The sequence below is a fragment of the Streptomyces acidiscabies genome, from assembly GCF_020010905.1.
In the GTDB taxonomy this organism is placed as follows: Bacteria; Actinomycetota; Actinomycetes; order Streptomycetales; family Streptomycetaceae; genus Streptomyces; species Streptomyces acidiscabies.
The window spans coordinates 2,073,440-2,090,582 of record NZ_JAGJBY010000002.1; the positions used below are offsets into that span (position 1 = coordinate 2,073,440).

General features: G+C 70.7%; 11 protein-coding genes. 2 read left to right on the forward strand and 9 right to left on the reverse strand.

The annotated features are described in order from the left end of the window. Positions 1-45 precede the first annotated feature (45 nt). The 6 genes from J8M50_RS36165 to J8M50_RS36190 form a co-directional block, all read right to left on the reverse strand. Positions 46-2,472 (reverse strand): glycoside hydrolase family 2 protein, encoded by a 2,427-nt coding sequence (locus tag J8M50_RS36165; RefSeq protein WP_010353105.1) that lies wholly within the window; start codon positions 2,470-2,472, stop codon positions 46-48. Further along, positions 2,469-4,799, reverse strand: a complete 2,331-nt coding sequence (locus J8M50_RS36170) for a glycoside hydrolase family 3 N-terminal domain-containing protein (protein WP_010353106.1) — start codon at positions 4,797-4,799, stop codon at positions 2,469-2,471. The genes J8M50_RS36165 and J8M50_RS36170 overlap by 4 nt, the downstream gene beginning before the upstream one ends. Positions 4,800-4,819: 20 nt before the next feature. Beyond that, positions 4,820-5,074: a GDSL-type esterase/lipase family protein gene (locus J8M50_RS36175; RefSeq protein WP_010353107.1), complete on the reverse strand. Its 255-nt coding sequence runs from the start codon at positions 5,072-5,074 to the stop codon at positions 4,820-4,822. After that, entirely contained in the window at positions 5,064-6,635 is a 1,572-nt protein-coding gene (locus tag J8M50_RS36180; protein WP_223786380.1) for a carboxylesterase/lipase family protein, read from the reverse strand. The genes J8M50_RS36175 and J8M50_RS36180 overlap by 11 nt, the downstream gene beginning before the upstream one ends. Positions 6,636-6,638: 3 nt before the next feature. After that, the gene (locus tag J8M50_RS36185; protein WP_010353109.1) at positions 6,639-7,616 is read right to left on the reverse strand and encodes an alpha/beta hydrolase; all 978 of its coding nucleotides are present in this window, start codon (positions 7,614-7,616) and stop codon (positions 6,639-6,641) included. Between the two features lie 83 nt (positions 7,617-7,699). Further along, positions 7,700-10,531: a family 78 glycoside hydrolase catalytic domain gene (locus J8M50_RS36190; RefSeq protein ID WP_010353110.1), complete on the reverse strand. Its 2,832-nt coding sequence runs from the start codon at positions 10,529-10,531 to the stop codon at positions 7,700-7,702. A gap of 321 nt (positions 10,532-10,852) precedes the next feature. On the opposite strand from J8M50_RS36190, the gene J8M50_RS36195 reads away from it, so the two are divergent. Then, positions 10,853-12,307: an MFS transporter gene (locus tag J8M50_RS36195; protein ID WP_010353111.1), complete on the forward strand. Its 1,455-nt coding sequence runs from the start codon at positions 10,853-10,855 to the stop codon at positions 12,305-12,307. Between the two features lie 34 nt (positions 12,308-12,341). On the opposite strand, the gene J8M50_RS36200 is transcribed toward J8M50_RS36195, so the two are convergent. Together J8M50_RS36200 and J8M50_RS36205 are read right to left on the reverse strand one after the other, a co-directional pair. Continuing rightward, positions 12,342-12,935, reverse strand: a complete 594-nt coding sequence (locus J8M50_RS36200; RefSeq protein ID WP_013000099.1) for a TetR/AcrR family transcriptional regulator — start codon at positions 12,933-12,935, stop codon at positions 12,342-12,344. Between the two features lie 245 nt (positions 12,936-13,180). Next, positions 13,181-14,674 carry a long-chain-fatty-acid--CoA ligase gene (locus J8M50_RS36205; RefSeq protein ID WP_010353113.1) on the reverse strand — a complete coding sequence of 498 codons (1,494 nt, stop codon included), beginning with the start codon at positions 14,672-14,674 and terminating at the stop codon, positions 13,181-13,183. Between the two features lie 159 nt (positions 14,675-14,833). Between J8M50_RS36205 and J8M50_RS36210 the strand changes: the two genes are divergently transcribed. Then, positions 14,834-16,000, forward strand: a complete 1,167-nt coding sequence (locus J8M50_RS36210; RefSeq protein ID WP_223786381.1) for a PucR family transcriptional regulator — start codon at positions 14,834-14,836, stop codon at positions 15,998-16,000. Between the two features lie 90 nt (positions 16,001-16,090). On the opposite strand, the gene J8M50_RS36215 is transcribed toward J8M50_RS36210, so the two are convergent. Further along, positions 16,091-17,029 carry a LacI family DNA-binding transcriptional regulator gene (locus J8M50_RS36215; protein ID WP_231884962.1) on the reverse strand — a complete coding sequence of 313 codons (939 nt, stop codon included), beginning with the start codon at positions 17,027-17,029 and terminating at the stop codon, positions 16,091-16,093. Positions 17,030-17,143 lie beyond the last annotated feature (114 nt).

The following is a 17,143-nucleotide window of genomic DNA, read 5'->3' on the forward strand; positions in this document are numbered from 1 at the left end:
CTCTTGCGACGGAGACGGAGCCCACGCGGGCGAAGCCGAGATCGTTCAGCGTGCTTCGAGGGTGAGGTGCGAGACGCCGTGCAGGCGCGACGTCGCGGTGAAGTGGACGCTCCCGGTTTGACCCGTGGATCGCAGGACGGCGAGAGCACGACCGCGGTACGCGCGCTGAGTGGGATCGGCGAACGGACGGGTGGGGTCAGGTCTGGCGCTGCCGTACCCGACGAGTTCGGCCGGGCCCTCGACCTTGAGCTCGATGTCGTCGTCCGCGAGCATCTCCACCGTGCCGGCGCTGTCGACGATCTCGACCTCGATGAACGCGAGGTCGTCGCCGTCGGCCCGCAGGCGAGCCCGGTCCGTGGTCAGACGGACCTGGAGGTCCTCCCCCGCCGAGCGGAGAACCGTCCGGGACACCTCGCGCCCTCCTCGGTGGCCGACCGCGACGAGCTCGCCGGCGGCGTACGTGGTGGTGAACCGAGCGGTGTAGCGACGTCGCCTCCCGGCCCTGCGGCGGCCGGCGGAACGCCCGTTGACGAACAGCTCCACCTCGTCGTCCGCGGAGTAGACCTCGATCTCGGCCTTGCGGCCCGCGCACCCGCGCCAGGCCCAGCTCTCGACAGCGTCGGTGCTGCGCCACGCGACCCGTGCGACCGGCTGTCCCGCCTGGTCGAGGGGCCGCACACCGATCGCCGGCCCGGGGTGCGTTCCCCATGCCACCTGCCCGAGGCGCAGCGAGAAGTCCGGTTGCCCGGTCAGGTCGATGACGCCGGGCCCGGCGATGAGGTAGGGATACGGCTTGACCAGTCCGGTCCTGCGTCCGGGCGCCCACACTCCGACCCCCGACTCCCCGAGGTACTCCCAGCCGACCCAGATGAAGTCGCCGATGACGGACGGGTATTGCGTGACGAGGTCCCACGCACGGGCGATGTCTCCCGGCAGGGTCTCGCTGCCGACGATCACGCGGTCGGGGTACGCCTTCACGTCGTGCTTGTACCGCGCCAGCCCGTAGTTGTAGCCGGCGATGTCCACCTCGGCGAACGCGTCGCGTGTCGCACGGTCGGCGATGGGGAGCCGCGAGACGACGTCCATCATGCGCCCGATCTGGTTGACCATGCGATTGGCTTCCGTGCTGCCGGGCCCCTGTTTGTTGTGCTGAGCCCCCTCCGGCGTGTCGGAAGCACCCGAGTACGGGGACCTGTTCATCGACGACAGGACGTTGAGGAAGATGTTGAGGGCCACCGTGACCGGCCGGTCCGGGTCTGCCGCCTTGACGTACGCGGTGATCTCACGGGTGAGCGCGACGCCGTCGGGGTGCGCGGTCTCGGGGATCTCGTTGCCGATCGAGTAGATGACGACGGAGGGCCGGTTTCGATCCTTCTCGATCATGCGGTCGGCATCCTCGCGCCAGGTGTCCAGGAACCGGTGCGAGAAGTCGTGCGTGGATTTGGACTGGATCCAGTAGTCGGCGAGTTCGTCCATCACGTACATGCCCAGCTCGTCACACGCGTCGAGCAGGTGACGTGACATCGGATGGTGAGCCGACCGGACGGCGTTGAAGCCGTTCTCCTTGAGGATCCGGATGCGCCGGAACTCGGCGGCCCGGTGGGTGGCGGCTCCCAGGACGCCGTTGTCGTGGTGGATGCACGCGCCGCGCAGGTTGACCTGCTGCTTGTTGATCCGCAGGCCGTGGCGGGCGTCGACGTGCACCGTGCGCAGCCCCACGAGCTCGCGACGGGTGTCGACGACGGCACCGTCGTGCTCGACCGTCGTGACGAGCCGGTAGCGGAACGGGTCCTCGGCGGACCACAGGCGAACCGCGGGCACGTGCAGGTGCGCGATCCCGTCGTCGCCCGCCACGGCCTGCGCCACGGCCCCCGCGTCGGAGTGCAGTACGGTGCGGACGTGCACGGGCCTGTCGCTGTCGTTCACGACTGCGGTCCGGACCTCGACGACCGCGTCAGCGCCGAGGAGCGTCGTACGCACGCCGACACCGTCGTCCTCCAGACGCACCCGACTGCGAATCCGCAGGGACACCGACCGGTACAGGCCCGAGCCGGGGTACCAGCGGCCTGCGGGCTGTGCGCTGTTGTCGACGTCGACGGCGATCTCGTTCTCGTCGTCCCAGTTCAGGACGTCGTCGATACGGAAGCCGAACTCGGTGTACCCGCTGCGCACCGTTCCGACCCGGTGGCCGTTCACGGTCACGACCGACTCGCCCTGGATGCCGTCGAAGCGGAGCTGGACCTCTCGACCGCGGTACGCGGGGTCGGCGTACCAGTGCGTGCGATAGGTGTACCGGCCACCCGGGAACCATCCGGTGTCGGACCTGCCGGAGGCGTCGGACGAGCGGGGCTCGGTGATCATCGCGTCGTGCGGGAGGCGTACGGCGGCCTCTTCGGCACTGCCCGGGCGACTCATGGTCCAGTCACGAAGATCGACGCGGTCTGCGTCGAGCTGCACGTCGGTCCCGGTCATCGGGTCACCTCCAGGGTGGTGGTGAGCTGGGCGGTGGAGCTGCCGCCGACCCAGAGGTCGAGGACGGTGGCGTCGAGCTGGTACGTGCGGGTCGCGGCGCTCCAGTAGCGGAGCTGGTCGGGGCCGAGCTCGAAGCTCACGGTGGTGGTGGTGCCTGCGGGGACCGGGACTCGCTCGAAGCCCTTGAGCTCCCGCACGGGCCGCGACGACGACCCGTAGCGCTGGTGGACGTACAGCTGCACGACCTCGTCGGCGTCGCGCTCGGAAGTGTTGGTGACGTCGACCGACACGGTTGCGGTGCCGCGGCCGCCGGTCATGGACGTCCGGTCGGTCCGGAGGTTCGTGTACGCGAACGTGGCGTAGGACAGGCCGTGGCCGAACGGGTACAGGGGCGCCCCGTCCTCCTGGAAGTACCGGGCGTCCTGGTCCTGCGGGGCGAAGGTCCGGTAGTGGGAATACACGAGCGGCACCTGACCGACGTGACGGGGCCATGTGAAGGGCAGGCGGCCGGCGGGCGATACGTCACCCACCAGCACGGAGGCGACCGCTTCTCCGCCACGTGTCCCCGGGTACCACGCCTGCACGATGGCGGGGACGTGCTCGTCCGCCCACCGCAGGTCCAGTGGACGGCCCGACAGCACGACCAGGACCACGGGCGTGCCGGTCGCGGCGACGCGCTGCAGTTGCTCGAGCTGACGGCCGGGGAGGTCGAGCGTGGAGGTCGACGCCTTCTCGCCGATCTGGTTCTGCGGCTGGCCGACGACCACGATCGCGACGTCGGCGTCCCGGGCGGCGGCGACGGCGCGCTCGATCTCGGCGTCCTCGTTCAGGTCGGGCGGGGTCGGGACGACCGTCGGGTCCAGGACGTCGAACGGTGACGGGTGCAGCCGCTCGGGGGCACCGACCCCGGCCGCATACTCGACTCGGATGCCGTCCCCGAGCCGGGCACGCAGCCCGTCGAGGATCGTGACCGCCTCGGAGGTGTCGTGGTCGAGCACCCAAGGTCCGAGCGTGTCGCGCCGGGAGTCGGCGAGCCGGCCGATGACGGCGACGCCGGTGAGCTGCTCGGGCCGCAGAGGCAGCGTGGCCGCGTCGTTCTTGAGGAGGACGAGGGTGCGCTCGGCCGCATCCCGGGCGGCATCACGATGCGCCGAGGCGTTCAGGACCGCGGGTGCCGCGTCCTCGTCGGTGTAGGGGTTCTCGAACAGGCCGAGGCGGAACTTCACCGCGAGCACCCGCGACACGGCGGTGTCCAGCGTTTCCTCGGCGACCAGCCCGTCGCGTACCGCTTGCGGGAGGTGGTCGAACGCCGGGGTGAAGGTGCACATCTCCATGTCGAGGCCCGCGTTCAGCGCCCGCACGGCGGCGTCCTGTTGGTCCTTCGCGAAGTGCTGTGTCTGAAGCGACTGCACGGCGTTGGCGTCCGAGACGATCCAGCCGTCGAAGTGCAGTTCGTCGCGCAGCAGGTCGCTCAGCAGCCACCGGTTCGCGGAGGCCGGCACGCCGTTGAGGTCCATGTAGGCGCTCATGACGTTGGCGGCGCCCGCTTCGATCGCGGCTCGGAAGGGCGGCAGGTAGACGTTGCGCAGCTCGGCGTCGGAGATGTCGGCGTCGTCGTAGTCGCGCCCGCCGCGAGCGGCGCCGTACCCCAGGAAGTGCTTCGCGCCGGCGAGGACGCTCTCGGCTCCGAGGTCGCCCTGGAACCCGCGGACCTGCGCCGCGGCCATGGCCGCGGCGAGCACCGGGTCCTCCCCGGCCCCCTCGATCATGCGGCCCCAGCGAGGGTCGCGGGCTATGTCGATCATGGGTGCGAACGTCCAGCGGATCCCCGCCGCGCGCGCCTCGCGGGCCGCGACGACCTGCGCCGCCTCGGCGGCGTCCGGGTCCCAGCTCGCGGCCATCGCGATCGGCACGGGAAAGACCGTACGCAGCCCGTGGATCACGTCGTTGCCGAACAGCAGCGGGATGCCCAGCCGGGTGTCCTCGACGGCGCGGCGCTGTAGCCGGTTGCCCAGGGCGGGGTCCTTGACGAACAACAGCGACCCGGCGCCGCCGCGGGAGACGGTGTCCTCGACGTCGTGGGGCTGCTGGACGAAGGCACGGTGTTCGGGCGGCAGGGACTCGATGTCGAAGTCGTCGGGGATCGGCTCGCCGGTGCCCATGTAGAAGAACTGGGTGAGTTGTCCGGCCTTCTCCTCCAGGGTCATTTGGGCCAGCAGATCTGCCACTCGATCCTCGACGGGCAGACCGGCGTCGCGGTAGCGCGCCTCGCCCTGCGTTCTCCGGGTGCCGGCGTCGTTCGGGATCGTGTCGGGGGTGGTTGTCATGGGGGGTCTCCTTCGTTGTTCTAAGCGCGGCGTCCGCAAGGAGCGACCGCAGGGTCTGGGGCCCATGTGCGGTAGCCGGGCCCGTTCAGGTGAAGGTCGTCGTGGGTGTACTGGCTGCGCAGGCCACCGCGGTGGGCGGCGAGGACCGGCCACAGGTCGACGTATCGGGCGTCGTCCTGGTCGGTGATCCGGTGCGCTGCGGCGTTGAGCTCGCGCCCCCTTCGCAGCTCTGCGCGGGCGCCGGGCAAGCGGCGTGGTGGGACGTCAGGTGTCATGGATCCAGTAGCCGGCGATGTCGTGGGCAGGTTCGGTCACGAAGGTGACGGCACCGCCGATGAGCCGGGTGCTCTCGGGCTGGGCGGAGTCGAAGGCGGGCCAGCCGGGCTCGCCCGTTGCCAGGAACTGGCTCCAGGCGGTGGTGAGTTCCTCGCTGATCGCTTGATTGCCCGGGGTGTCGATGTCCAGCGCTGTCAGTTTGTCGCCCAGGTAGATCAGCTCCGCCCCGTGGAAGGCGCTGCTGCCCGGACCGAACGGCTCGGCGGAGATCAGGTATGTGTGGACGCGACCGCCCGCCGCGGTCTGGGCCCGTGCCAGACGGGCCGACGGCACGCGGTAGATCGCGTCGCTGAGGAAGCGGGTGCGCAGCTCCAGGAGTTCGTCCGTGGGCCCGCCGAGGTGGTCGGTGGCCGGTAGACCGCGCGCACGGTAGGCGTCCAACAGTCCGTGGGGGTCGTCGAGTTCTGCCCGGCGCATCTCGGCGATGAGGGCTGCCTCGTCGGTGGGGCGGAACGAGTCGGCGCCGAAGGAGGCGTACATGCGTGCCTCGTCGTCGTTGGCGCCGATGAGCAGCGGAATGTTCTTCGCCGCCCCTGCCAGGACCGCCTGGTGTGGGTGGTCCGGAAGTACCCGGCCGTCGTGGACGATGCCCCAACCGTGTCCGTCCGGAAGGTGGCGCAGGCCGATGTCCGAGGGGATGACGGCGCTCTGCGCGTCGAGGATCCGATCGAGTGGGACGTCGGTCAGACCTTCGAAGTCCCTGACGCCGACGGCGGCGAGCAGATCCCGGGTCACCGCAGATGCGGCCTCGCGGCGGTAGACGCGACCAGTGCTGCCACTGTGCAAAATCGCCTTGTGGAAGCTGCCCGCAGCGGCGGGAAGGCTGAGCAGGGCGCCGATGCTGAATGCCCCGGCCGAGTTCCCGGCGACCGTGACGTTGTCGGGATCACCGCCGAAGGCGGCGATATTGTCCCGGACCCAGCGGAGTCCGGCCGCCTGGTCCTGGAGCCCGAGGTTGGCGCTGTCGGCGAACCGCTCACTGCCCGGCCCTGTGGGAAACAGCCATCCCAGCGCCCCTACCCGGTAGTTGACGGCTACGACCACGGCGCCGGTCAGCCGGGACAGCGCAGCGCCGTCGAAGGCCGGGGGTGACGCGGAGCCGGTCTCGAAGCCGCCGCCGTAGATCCAGACGAGTACGGGGCGTCGGCTGACCAGCTCGGGAGTCCACAGGTTCAGGTAGAGGCAGTCCTCGGCTGACGGGCCGGTGTGCGCGCCGAGCGCCATGGCGATGGCGAGCGCACGCGGATCGAGCGCGGCGAGGCTTCCTTGAGTGGAGGGATCCATCAGGGGACTTCGCTGTGCCGGGGCCGCGGGGAAGGCGATGCTGTCGCGGACGCCAGTCCAGGCGGCGACGGGCGCGGGCGGACGCAGTCGCCGTGGGCCGATGGGCGCAGCGGCGAAGGGGATACCGGCGAAGATTCCGCCTGTATCGCCCCATCGAGTTCCTCGCACTGACCCGTGGCTCGTGCGGACCATCGGGAACAGAGCGGACTCACTCATGTGTCACACCTCCGCCTGTTCCTGGGAGGTCTCCATAAGGGCGAGGATCGCCGGGTCGTCCGTCAGGGCTGAACCGTCCACGCAGCGGCCCGCGTCCACGCGGCGGATGAACTCTGCGGTGCGGTCGAGGGCTTCGATCGCTTCGGGCAGCAGGGAGCCGAAGACGGGCCAGGCGTGGTGCATGTGCGGCCAGAGTTCCAGCACTGTCTCCACGCCGCAGACGGCGGCACGTGCGGCCAGGGCGATCGAGTCGTCACGCAGCAGCTCGGAGCCTGAGGCCAGGATCATCAGCGGGGGCAGACCGGTGAGGTCGGCGAGTGCGGGGCAGGCTTGCGGATCCTCGGGGCTGTGTCCGGCGAGGTAGTCGGCGGCCATCTGCGGGCCGAGCCAGGGGGTGATCATGGCATCGGTGGCGGCGTTCGCGGCCCAACTCCCTGATGCCAGGTTTTCCACGCGCAGGTCGAACACGCCGGACCAGAGCACTCCGGCCATGGGTGCACCGTCGCCTGCGTCGCGGCGGCGCAGCGAAAGCGAGGCGGCAAGACCAGCTCCCGCCGACTCGCCGACCACGACGATCCGGGCCGCCGGATAGGTGGCCCGGACGGCTTCGTAGGCGTGTTCGCAGTCGTCGAGCCCGGCCGGGAACGGGTGTTCAGGTGCGAGTCGGTACTCGGGCACGACGGTTCGGGTGTTCAGCCGCAACGCCAGGAGCCCGGCAGCGGCCCGCGCCTGCGCAGCGGTGCCCGTGCGGAAGCCGCCGCCGTGGATGTGGAGGATGACCAGGTCCTCGCGCGGCTCTGGCGGGCTGAAAAGCAGCGCGCCCGTCAGGCCGGGGAACGCGTCCTCGACCACACCGTCCGGTACCGGGATCGTCGCCGCGAAGCGGACGGCGTTCTCGCGCTCCTGGGCGAGCGTGGGTCGCGTGGCGGCCCGACCGGCTGTGACCAGTCCGGAAAGCCACTCGTGGGTCTTGCTGGGCATGGGGCCCCCAAGTCATCGGAGAGAGGGGAGTGCAGGGGAGCGGAAAGCGACCCCTGCCTGCAAGCGATCTGCCCGCTGATTCATCAGTTCTCGCTCGCTCCAGCGGCGTTGAAAGCGGCGTACTGCTCCTCAAGATCGAGGAGGAACTCGGGGCCGCCCGGCACCATGGCGGCCGCGTCGCGGATCGTCGTCTCGCCGGACTCGGTGTCGGACTGATCGATGTACGCCGCAGCCTCGGGGAAAAAGCGGATCAGGGTGTCCGTGAAGATCTTCATGGCCCCCGGACGGTCCATCAGCTCGCCGAGCGTGGTGTCCAGGGTGATGGGGCCGCTGGGCCGATCTGGTGCCGGCAGGTGGACGGTCCAGGTGTGATGACCAGCGGTGACGTCGAACGGCGCGCCTGCCGGGCCCGGCAGGTCCACCTGTGCGGTGGCGTTGGGCGGGACGAGCGCGGTGACGTGGAGCTCCTCGCCGTCCAGACGCCAGGCGATCTCCGCGCGGCCGTACGGGGTGAGCAGCGCCGCCTGCGCGCGGTCCAGCCCGCCGCCGGGGCGCGGGGCCAGGCGCAGTTTCCGGTAGCCGGGCTCGGCGGGGGCCAGGCCGGCGACGGTGCGGTGCAGCCAGTCGGCGACGGCGCCGAGCGCGTAGTGGTTGAACGAGGTCATGCCGCTGGGGTTGACCTTGCCGTCGGGCAGCAGACTGTCCCACCGCTCCCAGATGGTGGTCGCACCCTGAGTGACGGGATGGAGCCAGGACGGCTGCTCGGTCTGCAGCAGCAGCCGGTAGGCCGCGTCCAGGTGACCGGTCTCGGCGAGGGCGTCGCAGATCAGCGGCGTGCCGACGAAACCGGTGCCGATCTTGTAGCCGCCGGCGCGGACCAGGCCGGCCAGCCGCTTGCCGGCGTGCGCGCGCTGCGCCTGGTCGGGCAGCAGCGCGAACTCGAGCGCCAGCGCATAGGCGGTCGGAGCGTCCGACATCATCCGACCCGCGCCGGTGACGTACTCGGAGGCGAACGCCTGCCGGACCTCGGCGGCGAGAGCGCCGTAGCGGACGGCGTCCGCCTCGCGGCCGAGCAATCGCGCCGCCTGGGCGACGATCTCGGCGGAGCGGGCGAAGTAGGCGGTGGCGACGATCTCGCCGGGAGTACGCGCCTGATCCGGGCGCCCCGGCGGGGCGTTCGGGTCCAGCCAGTCGCCGAACTGGAAGCCGCTGTCCCACAGGCGCGACTCCCCGGCCAGCGAGGCGACGTGGTCGACCCAGCCGCGCATGCTCTCGAACTGGGCCGCGAGCACGCCGAGGTCGCCGTAGGCATGGTGGAGGACCCAGGGCACGATGGTGGCGGCGTCGCCCCATGCGGCGGTCGGGGTGTCGGCGCCGTCGACACACTTCGGCACCACGAACGGGACCCCGCCGTTCTCACCCTGGTCGGCGGCGAGGTCGGCGAGCCAGGAGGTGAGGAAGCCGGCGCTGTCGTACAGGTAGGTGGCGGTGGGGGCGAAGACCTGGATGTCGCCGGTCCAGCCGAGGCGCTCGTCGCGCTGCGGGCAGTCGGTCGGGACGTCGAGGAAGTTGCCGCGCATGCCCCAGACCACGTTCTGGTGCAGCTGGTTGAGCAGCTCGTCGGAGCTTTCGAAGGTGCCGGTGCGTTCCAGATCGGAGTGGATCACCACGGCACGCAGGTCTTCGGGGTTCAGTTCGCCCGGCCAGCCGGTGATCTCGGCGTAGCGGAAGCCGTGGAAGGTGAACCGCGGTTCGAAGGTCTCCGGACCGCCGCCGCGCAGGATGTAGCGGTCGGTGGCCTGCGCGGTGCGCAGCGGTGCGGTGGCGAGCTCGCCGTCCTCCAGTACCTCGGCGTGGCGCAGGACGATCTCCTGCCCGGCCTCACCGGTCACCGTGAGCCGCAGGCGGCCGACGAGGTTCTGGCCGAAGTCGACGATCGTCATGCCCGAAGGTGAGGTCGTGACGGCGGTCGGTGCCAGCTCCTCGATCCGGCGGACCGGCGGGCCGACGGGGGCGACGAGCGTCGCCGGGTCGCGTTCCTCGACGCGCACGCCCCGCCAGCCGGTGGGCTCGACGCGGGCGTCGTGGGTCTCGCCGTCGTAGAGGCTGCTGCGGCGGATCGGGCCCTGGGCGGCCTGCCAGCGGCCGTCCGCGTCGGTGGTCACGGTGTCGGTGCTGCCGTCGGTGTAGCGGATCTCCAGCTGGGCCAGCCAGGCCAGCCGGTCGCCGTAGACGGCGCGCTTGTCGCCGGTGAAGCCGAGGCGGCCGCGGTACCAGCCGTCCGCGAGAAGAGCGGTCAGGTTGTTCTCGCCGACCTGCAGGAGGGCTGTCACGTCATAGGTCTGGTAGCGCAGGCGCTTGCCGTACGTGGTCCAGCCGGGGGCGAGGACGTGGTCGCCGACCGGGGAGCCGTTCAGTTCCGCCTCGTAGACGCCGTGTGCGGTCGTATAGAGGCGGGCGGCTGCGACGCCGGGGCGGATCGTGAAGCCGCGGCGCAGGTGGGTGGCCGGCTGGTCCTGCTGCGCGTCCTCGTCCCAGTCGGCGCTCACGAAGCGGGCCTGCCAGTCGTCGGGGTGCAGCAGCCCGGTCTCGGCGAACGCAGGTTCGCTCCAGCCCGACCAGGCCCCGTCCGTGCCCCGGACACGCACCCGCACGCCCACGCGCTCTCGCGAACCGAGGGCGTCGAAAGGCCAGACGACCAGGACCGACGCGTCGCTATCGGCCTCGGCCGTGGCGACGACGTCGCCCTCTGCGGCCAGGCGCTGGATCTCGTAGGCCGCCTGCCGCCATCCGGGCAGTTCGGTCCGGGTGGTCCACGACAGGCGGGGGCGAGCTTCGCCGATGCCGAGCGGCTCGCGGTGGTGCTCGAACCGGATGCGCGCGACCGCAGGGGTGGGGAATAGGGCTTCAGGCACGGCGTCTGTTCCTTGCTGTCGGGGCTGTGCGCGGGCGTCGTACGCCTGTTGCGGCGATCACGATGACGACTGGGGAATGGAACGTTTCAATCCCCGGTGGTGGCTCTCGGCACACCGGTGAGATTCCTTGGCGGCAACCCTAGCGCCGAATCCCAAACAGAGCTAGGTTTCTGCTCCGTTAACCCAGCGCAACGCGCCATGACCGTCCCAGATTCCCGCCCCCTCCGGGATTCAGGGGTGGGGCGTCGGCCGACTGAATGGGTTCAACGCCCTACTGTTGCTCCGTCGACCGGAGCCCATCCATCGAGAGGGCACACCGCCGTGACATCCTCACTCACCCCCGCCGCGCCTGCGGCCGAAGCCGAAGCCAGCAACCCCGTCCGCGGCGCGCGCTTCGCGCTCATCGCGCTCGCACTGCTGTGGCCCACCCAGCTGCTCACCCTCGTCGGCATGCTGACGGGCAACGCGCAGGCGTCCGTGGCCATCCACTTCCAGACCACCCACATCGCCTGGTTCATCCTGTCCACGGCGCTTGTCTCCACCCTGCTGACACCGTTCGTGATCAAGGCCGCCGACCTCTATGGCAAGCGCCAGGTGATGATCGCCATCACCCTGATCGGCTTGGTCGGCGACATCATCGCCGCCTCCGCGGGCAACTACTCCATGATGCTGATCGGCCGCAGCATCGCCGGCTTCTACGGGCCGATCGGCGCCCTCACCTACGCCACCATCCGCGAGGTCCTCCCGCCGAAGCAGGCCGCCACGGCCAGCAGCATCGTCGGCAGTGGTGTCGCCTTCGTCGCCATCGGCGGCCCGTTCCTGACCGGCTGGGTCCTGGACGACTACGGCTTCCGCGGGGTCCTGTGGTCCATCGTCGCGGCCACCGCCATCGGCCTGCTGCTGATCCTTTTCGCCGTGCCGAAGACCCACTACCGCGACCCCTCCGCCCGGATGGACTGGATCGGCGGCCTGCTGCTCGGCGGCGGACTGACCGCGCTCACCTACGGCATCGGCCAGGGGACGGACTGGGGCTGGACCTCCGCCGGCACGCTCGGCTGCGTCATCGGCGGCCTGGTTGCCGTCGCCCTGTTCGTGGTCTCCCAGAAGCGCATTGCCCAGCCCCTTGTCCACCTGGCCATGCTGGGCCGTCGCAAAGTGTGGACCGTCATACTGGCCTCCGCTCTCACCGGCGGCGCACTCTTCGGCACCGGCATCATCGCCTCGCTGCTGGTGCTCTACCCGAAGATCCCGACCATCTCGGACGGCCTCGGCATGACCGCCACCCACGCGGCGGTGATCGGCCTGCCGGCGAGCTTCCTGATCCTCGCGCTCGGCTTCGGCACGGGGACGCTGCTGCGGAAGGTCGACGCGCGCCTCCCGCTGATCCTCGGCGGCCTGATCTCCACCGTGGGCTACCTGGCTCAGGCGGCCTACCACTACACCAACGCCGAGCTCATCTGGTGGGGCAACCTCTTCGCGATCGGCTTCGGCATGATCGTCGCGGTGATCCCGATCCTGATCATGCGGGCGGTCTCACCGGAGGAGCAGGCCATCGCCAGCGGCATTCAATGGATGTCGATCGGCGTCGTCACCACCCTGGTCACCACGCTCACGTACGTGATCCTGGCCCAGGACGGCAAGGTGCTCCAGGGCACCCAGTTCTACCTGGACCAGGGCTACAAGAACGCCTTCTACTTCGCCGCAGGCGTGGTGTTCCTCGGCACGCTCGCGGGCCTGCTGATCCCGAGCCTCAAGCCCGAAGCGGACACGGCCTGACCGCCAACGGGGGCGTGATGTCCCACGCCCGACATCACGCCCCCGGCGGCCGGCAGAGGCGGTTGAAGGCGTCGATCGCGGCCACCATGTCGATGCCCTGGTCCAGCAGCCACTGCTGCTGCAGACCGTCGGACACGGCGACCAGAAGCTGCGCCAGCCGGTCTGCAGGGATATCGGTGCGCACGCTCCCGTCGGCCTGACCCTGGCGCAGCCCGTCCTCGACGGTCTCGCGCAGGCGGGTGTAACGGTCGGCGAAGAAACCGTGCGCAGGATGCTCCGGATCGGTCGCATCGGCCGACAGGTTCACGAACAGGCTGACCAGGCCCGGCGTGCGGGTGTTGTGCTCCGCAGTTCGGGCCATCGCATCACCCGAGCTGACTGCCGTGCTGGTGTGCTCCGCCGCGTCCGCGGTGTCGCGCTCGGCGAGGACTGCCGTCAGCAGCTCCTCCCGGGATCCGAAGTAGTGCAGCACCCCGGCCTGCGACATGCCGACCCGGTCGGCGATCTCCCGCAGCGACGACCCCCGGTCCCCGTGCTCGGCGAACACCTCCAGCGCGGCGCGCATGATCTGCGCCCGGCGCTCAAGTCCCTTGCGGTACGGCCCTCTCGGCCTGCGTGCGGTGGTCACGGTCGGACCGTACCGCGCCTGGGGCTTTCCATGAAAACCGAATGGCGTTAGCCGTTTGCTGTCCGCCCTCAACTCCGAGAGCTCGCACTCGACGTTTCACGCCTGAGACGTTCTGCGACTATGCGGGTTCGCGCACTTCGGCGGCGTCCCAGGTTCTCCCAGCGCCCGACCCCAAGGTCGTGATCTGTTCCTGTTGCCACAACTCCTACTGGCGCTGTGGGCACAGGACCCTGAGAAGGTGCAGGTCAGGACACCGGTGTCGTGATCTCACGTTTGAGGATCTTGCCGCTCGGTCCCATCGGCAGGGCATCCGCCAGCCAAACGCGGCGCGGGTACTTGTAGGCGGCCACCCGCTCGCGGACGAACTCCTGGAGTTCCTCGACCGTCGCGTCAGCTCCCGGGCGCAGGACGACCGCTGCCGCCACCTCCTCGCCGAGGTGCTCGTCGGGCAGGCCGACGACGGCGGCGAGGGCGACGGCGGGGTGCTCATGCAGGACTTCCTCGATCTCTCGCGGGTAGACGTTGTAGCCGCCGCGGATGATGAGGTCCTTCTTGCGGTCGACGATGTACAGGTAGCCGTCCTCGTCCTGCCTGGCCAGGTCCCCCGTGCGCAGCCAGCCGTCAGGGACGGCAGCGGCGGTCTCCTCCGGGCGGTTCCAGTAGCCCTTCATCAGGTTCGGTCCGCGCACCGCCAGTTCCCCGACCTCGCCCGGCGCCACGTCCAAACCGGTGTCGTCGAGCAGGCGCACCTCGACGTCTCGGACGGGGGTGCCGATGGATCCGGCCTTGCGCGGGCGGTCGGGGTGGTTGAAGGAGACGACCGGGCTGGTCTCGGACATGCCGAAGCCCTCCAGCACCATGCAGCCGAAGCGCCGTTCGAAGCTGTGCAGGATCTCCACCGGCAGGGACGCGCCGCCCGAGATGCACATGCGCAGCGTGGACACGTCGGCCTCATCGGCGCCCGGGTGCTGAAGCAGCGCCGCGTACATGGTGGGCACGCCCTCGAAGATGGTGGCCCGGTCGCGGGCGACGGCGTCGAACACTGTCTGCGGATCGAAGCGGGGAACGAGGATGAGCGAGGCGCCGCTGAACACGGCGGTGTTCATCGCGCAGGTCTGCCCGAAGATGTGGAACAGCGGCAGGCAGCCGACAATGACGTCCTCGGCGGTGAGCTGCTCCACGTCTACGGCGCTGACCTCGGTGTTGTGGCGCAGCCCGCCGTGGGTGAGCGCGGCGCCCTTGGGTCGTCCGGTGGTGCCGGAGGTGTAGAGCAGCACAGCGATGTCGTCGCCGGCCGCGGCGGCGACCTCGTACCGCGGCTCCTGCCGTGCGAGCAGTCCGGCGAAGGCCGTGGGCTCGACGGAACTGTGCCGCACACCGGCGGTGGCCGCTCCCTCGGCGCCCTGGCCGGGTGCCGCGTGCCACTCGAAGAGCAGCACGGCACCGGAGTCTCGCAGGTGGTAGTCGATCTCGCGGGACTTGAGCAGCGGGTTCATCGGCACCACGATCCCGCCGGCGCGCAGGATGCCGTAGTACAGGACGACGAACTCGGGAACGTTCGGCAGCATCAGTGCGACGCGGTCGCCGAAGCGCAGGCCCTCAGCACGCAGCAGCGCGGCGGCCTGTGCGCTGAGGCGGTCCAGTTCGGCATAGGTGGTGGTCGCCGTGCCCAGCCGCAGCGCCGGGTTCTCGGGCTGCCGACGTGCCGTCTCCGCCAGGAATTCCGCCAGATTGGCCATGATGCCTCCTTGCACGCATGCTCCGTGGCGCCGGCGAAGTTCGCCTCCGACGCTCACGGAATGGTGACGTTCGCGATGACGGCCGTCCATGGCGGCGCGGACATCCGGCCCCCGCCGGGATTGTTCCGGAGCACAAACAGGGCGTCGTACGCTGCGAGGATGGATCTGTCAGGTGTGGGTGCCGCCCTGCGCGGGCGTTCTCCCGAACTGGGTGAGCGGATGGCTCAGCGCATTCGCGCGGAGGTCGAGTCCTACGCGGACGACTCGCTCACCCCCTTTGCCTCGCTGCGGGATTCCTGCGAGAGCAACGCCGACCTGGTGCTCCGGCATTTCGCCTCCGGTGCGGAGCCGGACGTGCGGCCGGCGCAGGAGACCGGGCGTCTGCGCGCCGAGCAGGGCGTGCCCCTGGCCGACACGCTGCACGCCTACCGGGTCGGCTTCGAGTACCTCTGGGCGCAGATGGTCGAGGAGGCCCGCAGGCATCCGGAGGTCACGGACGCGGATCTGGTGGCCGGGTCGTCGCGGATCTGGGCGCTGTTCGGCCGCTACGCCGAGGCGGTCGCGGCCGCCTACCGGGAGGCCAGCGCGGAGTTGGCGCTGCGTCGCGAGGCGCGCCGTTCGGCGCTGGTCGAGGCCCTGTTCACGGGCGCGCTCGCGGACCGTACGACGCTGCGGGAGGCGGCCCGGCAACTCAGCCTGCCCGAGCGGGGCCCGTACGCGGTCGTCGCCGCGTCCGTGCCGGACCCGGGCCAGGAGCCGCTGCCCGGCATCGAGGCGGCGCTGCGCCAGGCCCATGTGCCCTCCGCCTGGCGGCTGCTGCCCGACCAGCAGATCGGGCTGGTCTCCCTCCTGCACAGGGACGCGGAGACAGTGAGCCTGTCGGCGCTGCGCCGAAGCCGCGCCCGGGTAGGGGTCAGTCCACGCTTCGACTCGCTGCGGGACACTCCGCAGGCTCTGCGGTTCGCCCGGCTGGCGCTGGCCGGGCTGCCGGGCGGGGGGCCCGGGGTGGCGCGATTCGACGACAGCCCGCTCTCCATGCTGGTCGCCGCGGCGCCCGCGGAGGCGACCCGCCTGGTGGAGGTCGTCCTCAGGCCGGTCCTGGACCTGCCGGCAGCTGAGCGGGCGAGGCTGCTGGAGACCCTTGGGCACTGGTTCGCCGCGGGGGGCGTCGCCGCCGAGGCGGCCGACCTGCTCTTCGTCCACCCCAACACCGTGCGCTACCGGCTGCGCCGCGTCGAGAAGCTGACGGGCCGCTCGCTCTCCGAACCCAGGACCCTCGCCGACCTGGGCGCCGCTCTGCACGCGCTGCGGCTCCTGCCAAGGTGAGCGGGCAGCCGAGCGCGCCGTCGGATTTCCGCACCACCCCGTACGGGCGGGGCGACCTGAACCACAAGCACTCCCCGGGCCGTCAGCCGGCTACGTCGTTTCGCGCTCTACGACGGTGAGGATGTCGCCCGCGCCAGGCCCACTCGGCGCTGCCGGGGCCGCAACGCCGGCCATCGAGAGAATACGTGCGGTGAGATTGCCGGCTGCCACGGTGAGGTCCATCCCGATGGTGGTCAGAGCCGGTACGGCGAGCGAACTCACCGGGAGGTCGTCGACGCCGATGAGCGCCAGGTCGTCCGGTACGGCGATGTGCTGTGTACGGCAACTGGCCAGGACGGCGAGGGCGATCAGATCGTTGAATGCGGCGACCGCGGTGACGGGGGTGGCGCCTTGCGTCCACTCCGCGACGGCGTCCCGGGCACTGGCACGCGAATAGCGCATGCTGACAACTCGCGGCGATGGCAGGCCCAGGTCGCTGCAGGCCCGGGTGGCTCCCTGCAGGCGGGGCAGGCAGAAAGGGCGCTCACGGGGGTCGTCCAGCGCGGCGTAGCCGATGTGCCGGTGCCCGCGTGCCGCGAGGTGCTCGATCTGCAGGCGTCCGACATCTTCCTGGCTCAGCCCGGTCAGGCCGGCACCGTCCGGTGTGAACACACCGTCGAGCAGAGGGATTTCAGCTCGAAGCAGTGACCGCGCATCAGCGGGCGGCAGGCCACCGAACGCGACGACCACCGCCGGCTGGACGTGCTGCCACAGCTCGGCGAGCGGCGTGGCCGTGCCGGCGTGGTGCAGATACACGCAGGTGTACCCGGCCTCGCCCAGTGATCGGCCGAGGGCCAGTTTGAACTGCTCCATGGCCTCGGCGACCGGGAGATCCGGAACCACGCAGAGCACGACGTTGCTCCGGCCCTTGCGCAGCGCACGGCCCGCTCCCGACGGTACGTAGCCGAGACGCTCAGCCGTCTCCAGCACGCGACGGCGGGTCTCCGCGGAGAGACCGTGCTCGTCCCTCCCGTTGAGCACGAAGCTCACGGTGGTTTGTGAGACCCCGGCCTCTCGCGCCACGTCCTTGCTGGTGACCCTCGGCAATGCCCCTCCCGAACTCTTGCCACGCCTTCCGGCACAGGCTACGGTACGGCGATCAGC

Coding starts and splice junctions, on each gene's coding strand:
- J8M50_RS36165 (WP_010353105.1), bottom strand. CDS start 2,472: ATGACCGGGACCGACGTGCAGCTCGACGCAGACCGCGTCGATCTTCGT.
- J8M50_RS36180 (WP_223786380.1), bottom strand. CDS start 6,635: ATGAGTGAGTCCGCTCTGTTCCCGATGGTCCGCACGAGCCACGGGTCA.
- J8M50_RS36175 (WP_010353107.1), bottom strand. CDS start 5,074: ATGACACCTGACGTCCCACCACGCCGCTTGCCCGGCGCCCGCGCAGAG.
- J8M50_RS36185 (WP_010353109.1), bottom strand. CDS start 7,616: ATGCCCAGCAAGACCCACGAGTGGCTTTCCGGACTGGTCACAGCCGGT.
- J8M50_RS36205 (WP_010353113.1), bottom strand. CDS start 14,674: ATGGCCAATCTGGCGGAATTCCTGGCGGAGACGGCACGTCGGCAGCCC.
- J8M50_RS36170 (WP_010353106.1), bottom strand. CDS start 4,799: ATGACAACCACCCCCGACACGATCCCGAACGACGCCGGCACCCGGAGA.
- J8M50_RS36210 (WP_223786381.1), top strand. CDS start 14,834: ATGGATCTGTCAGGTGTGGGTGCCGCCCTGCGCGGGCGTTCTCCCGAA.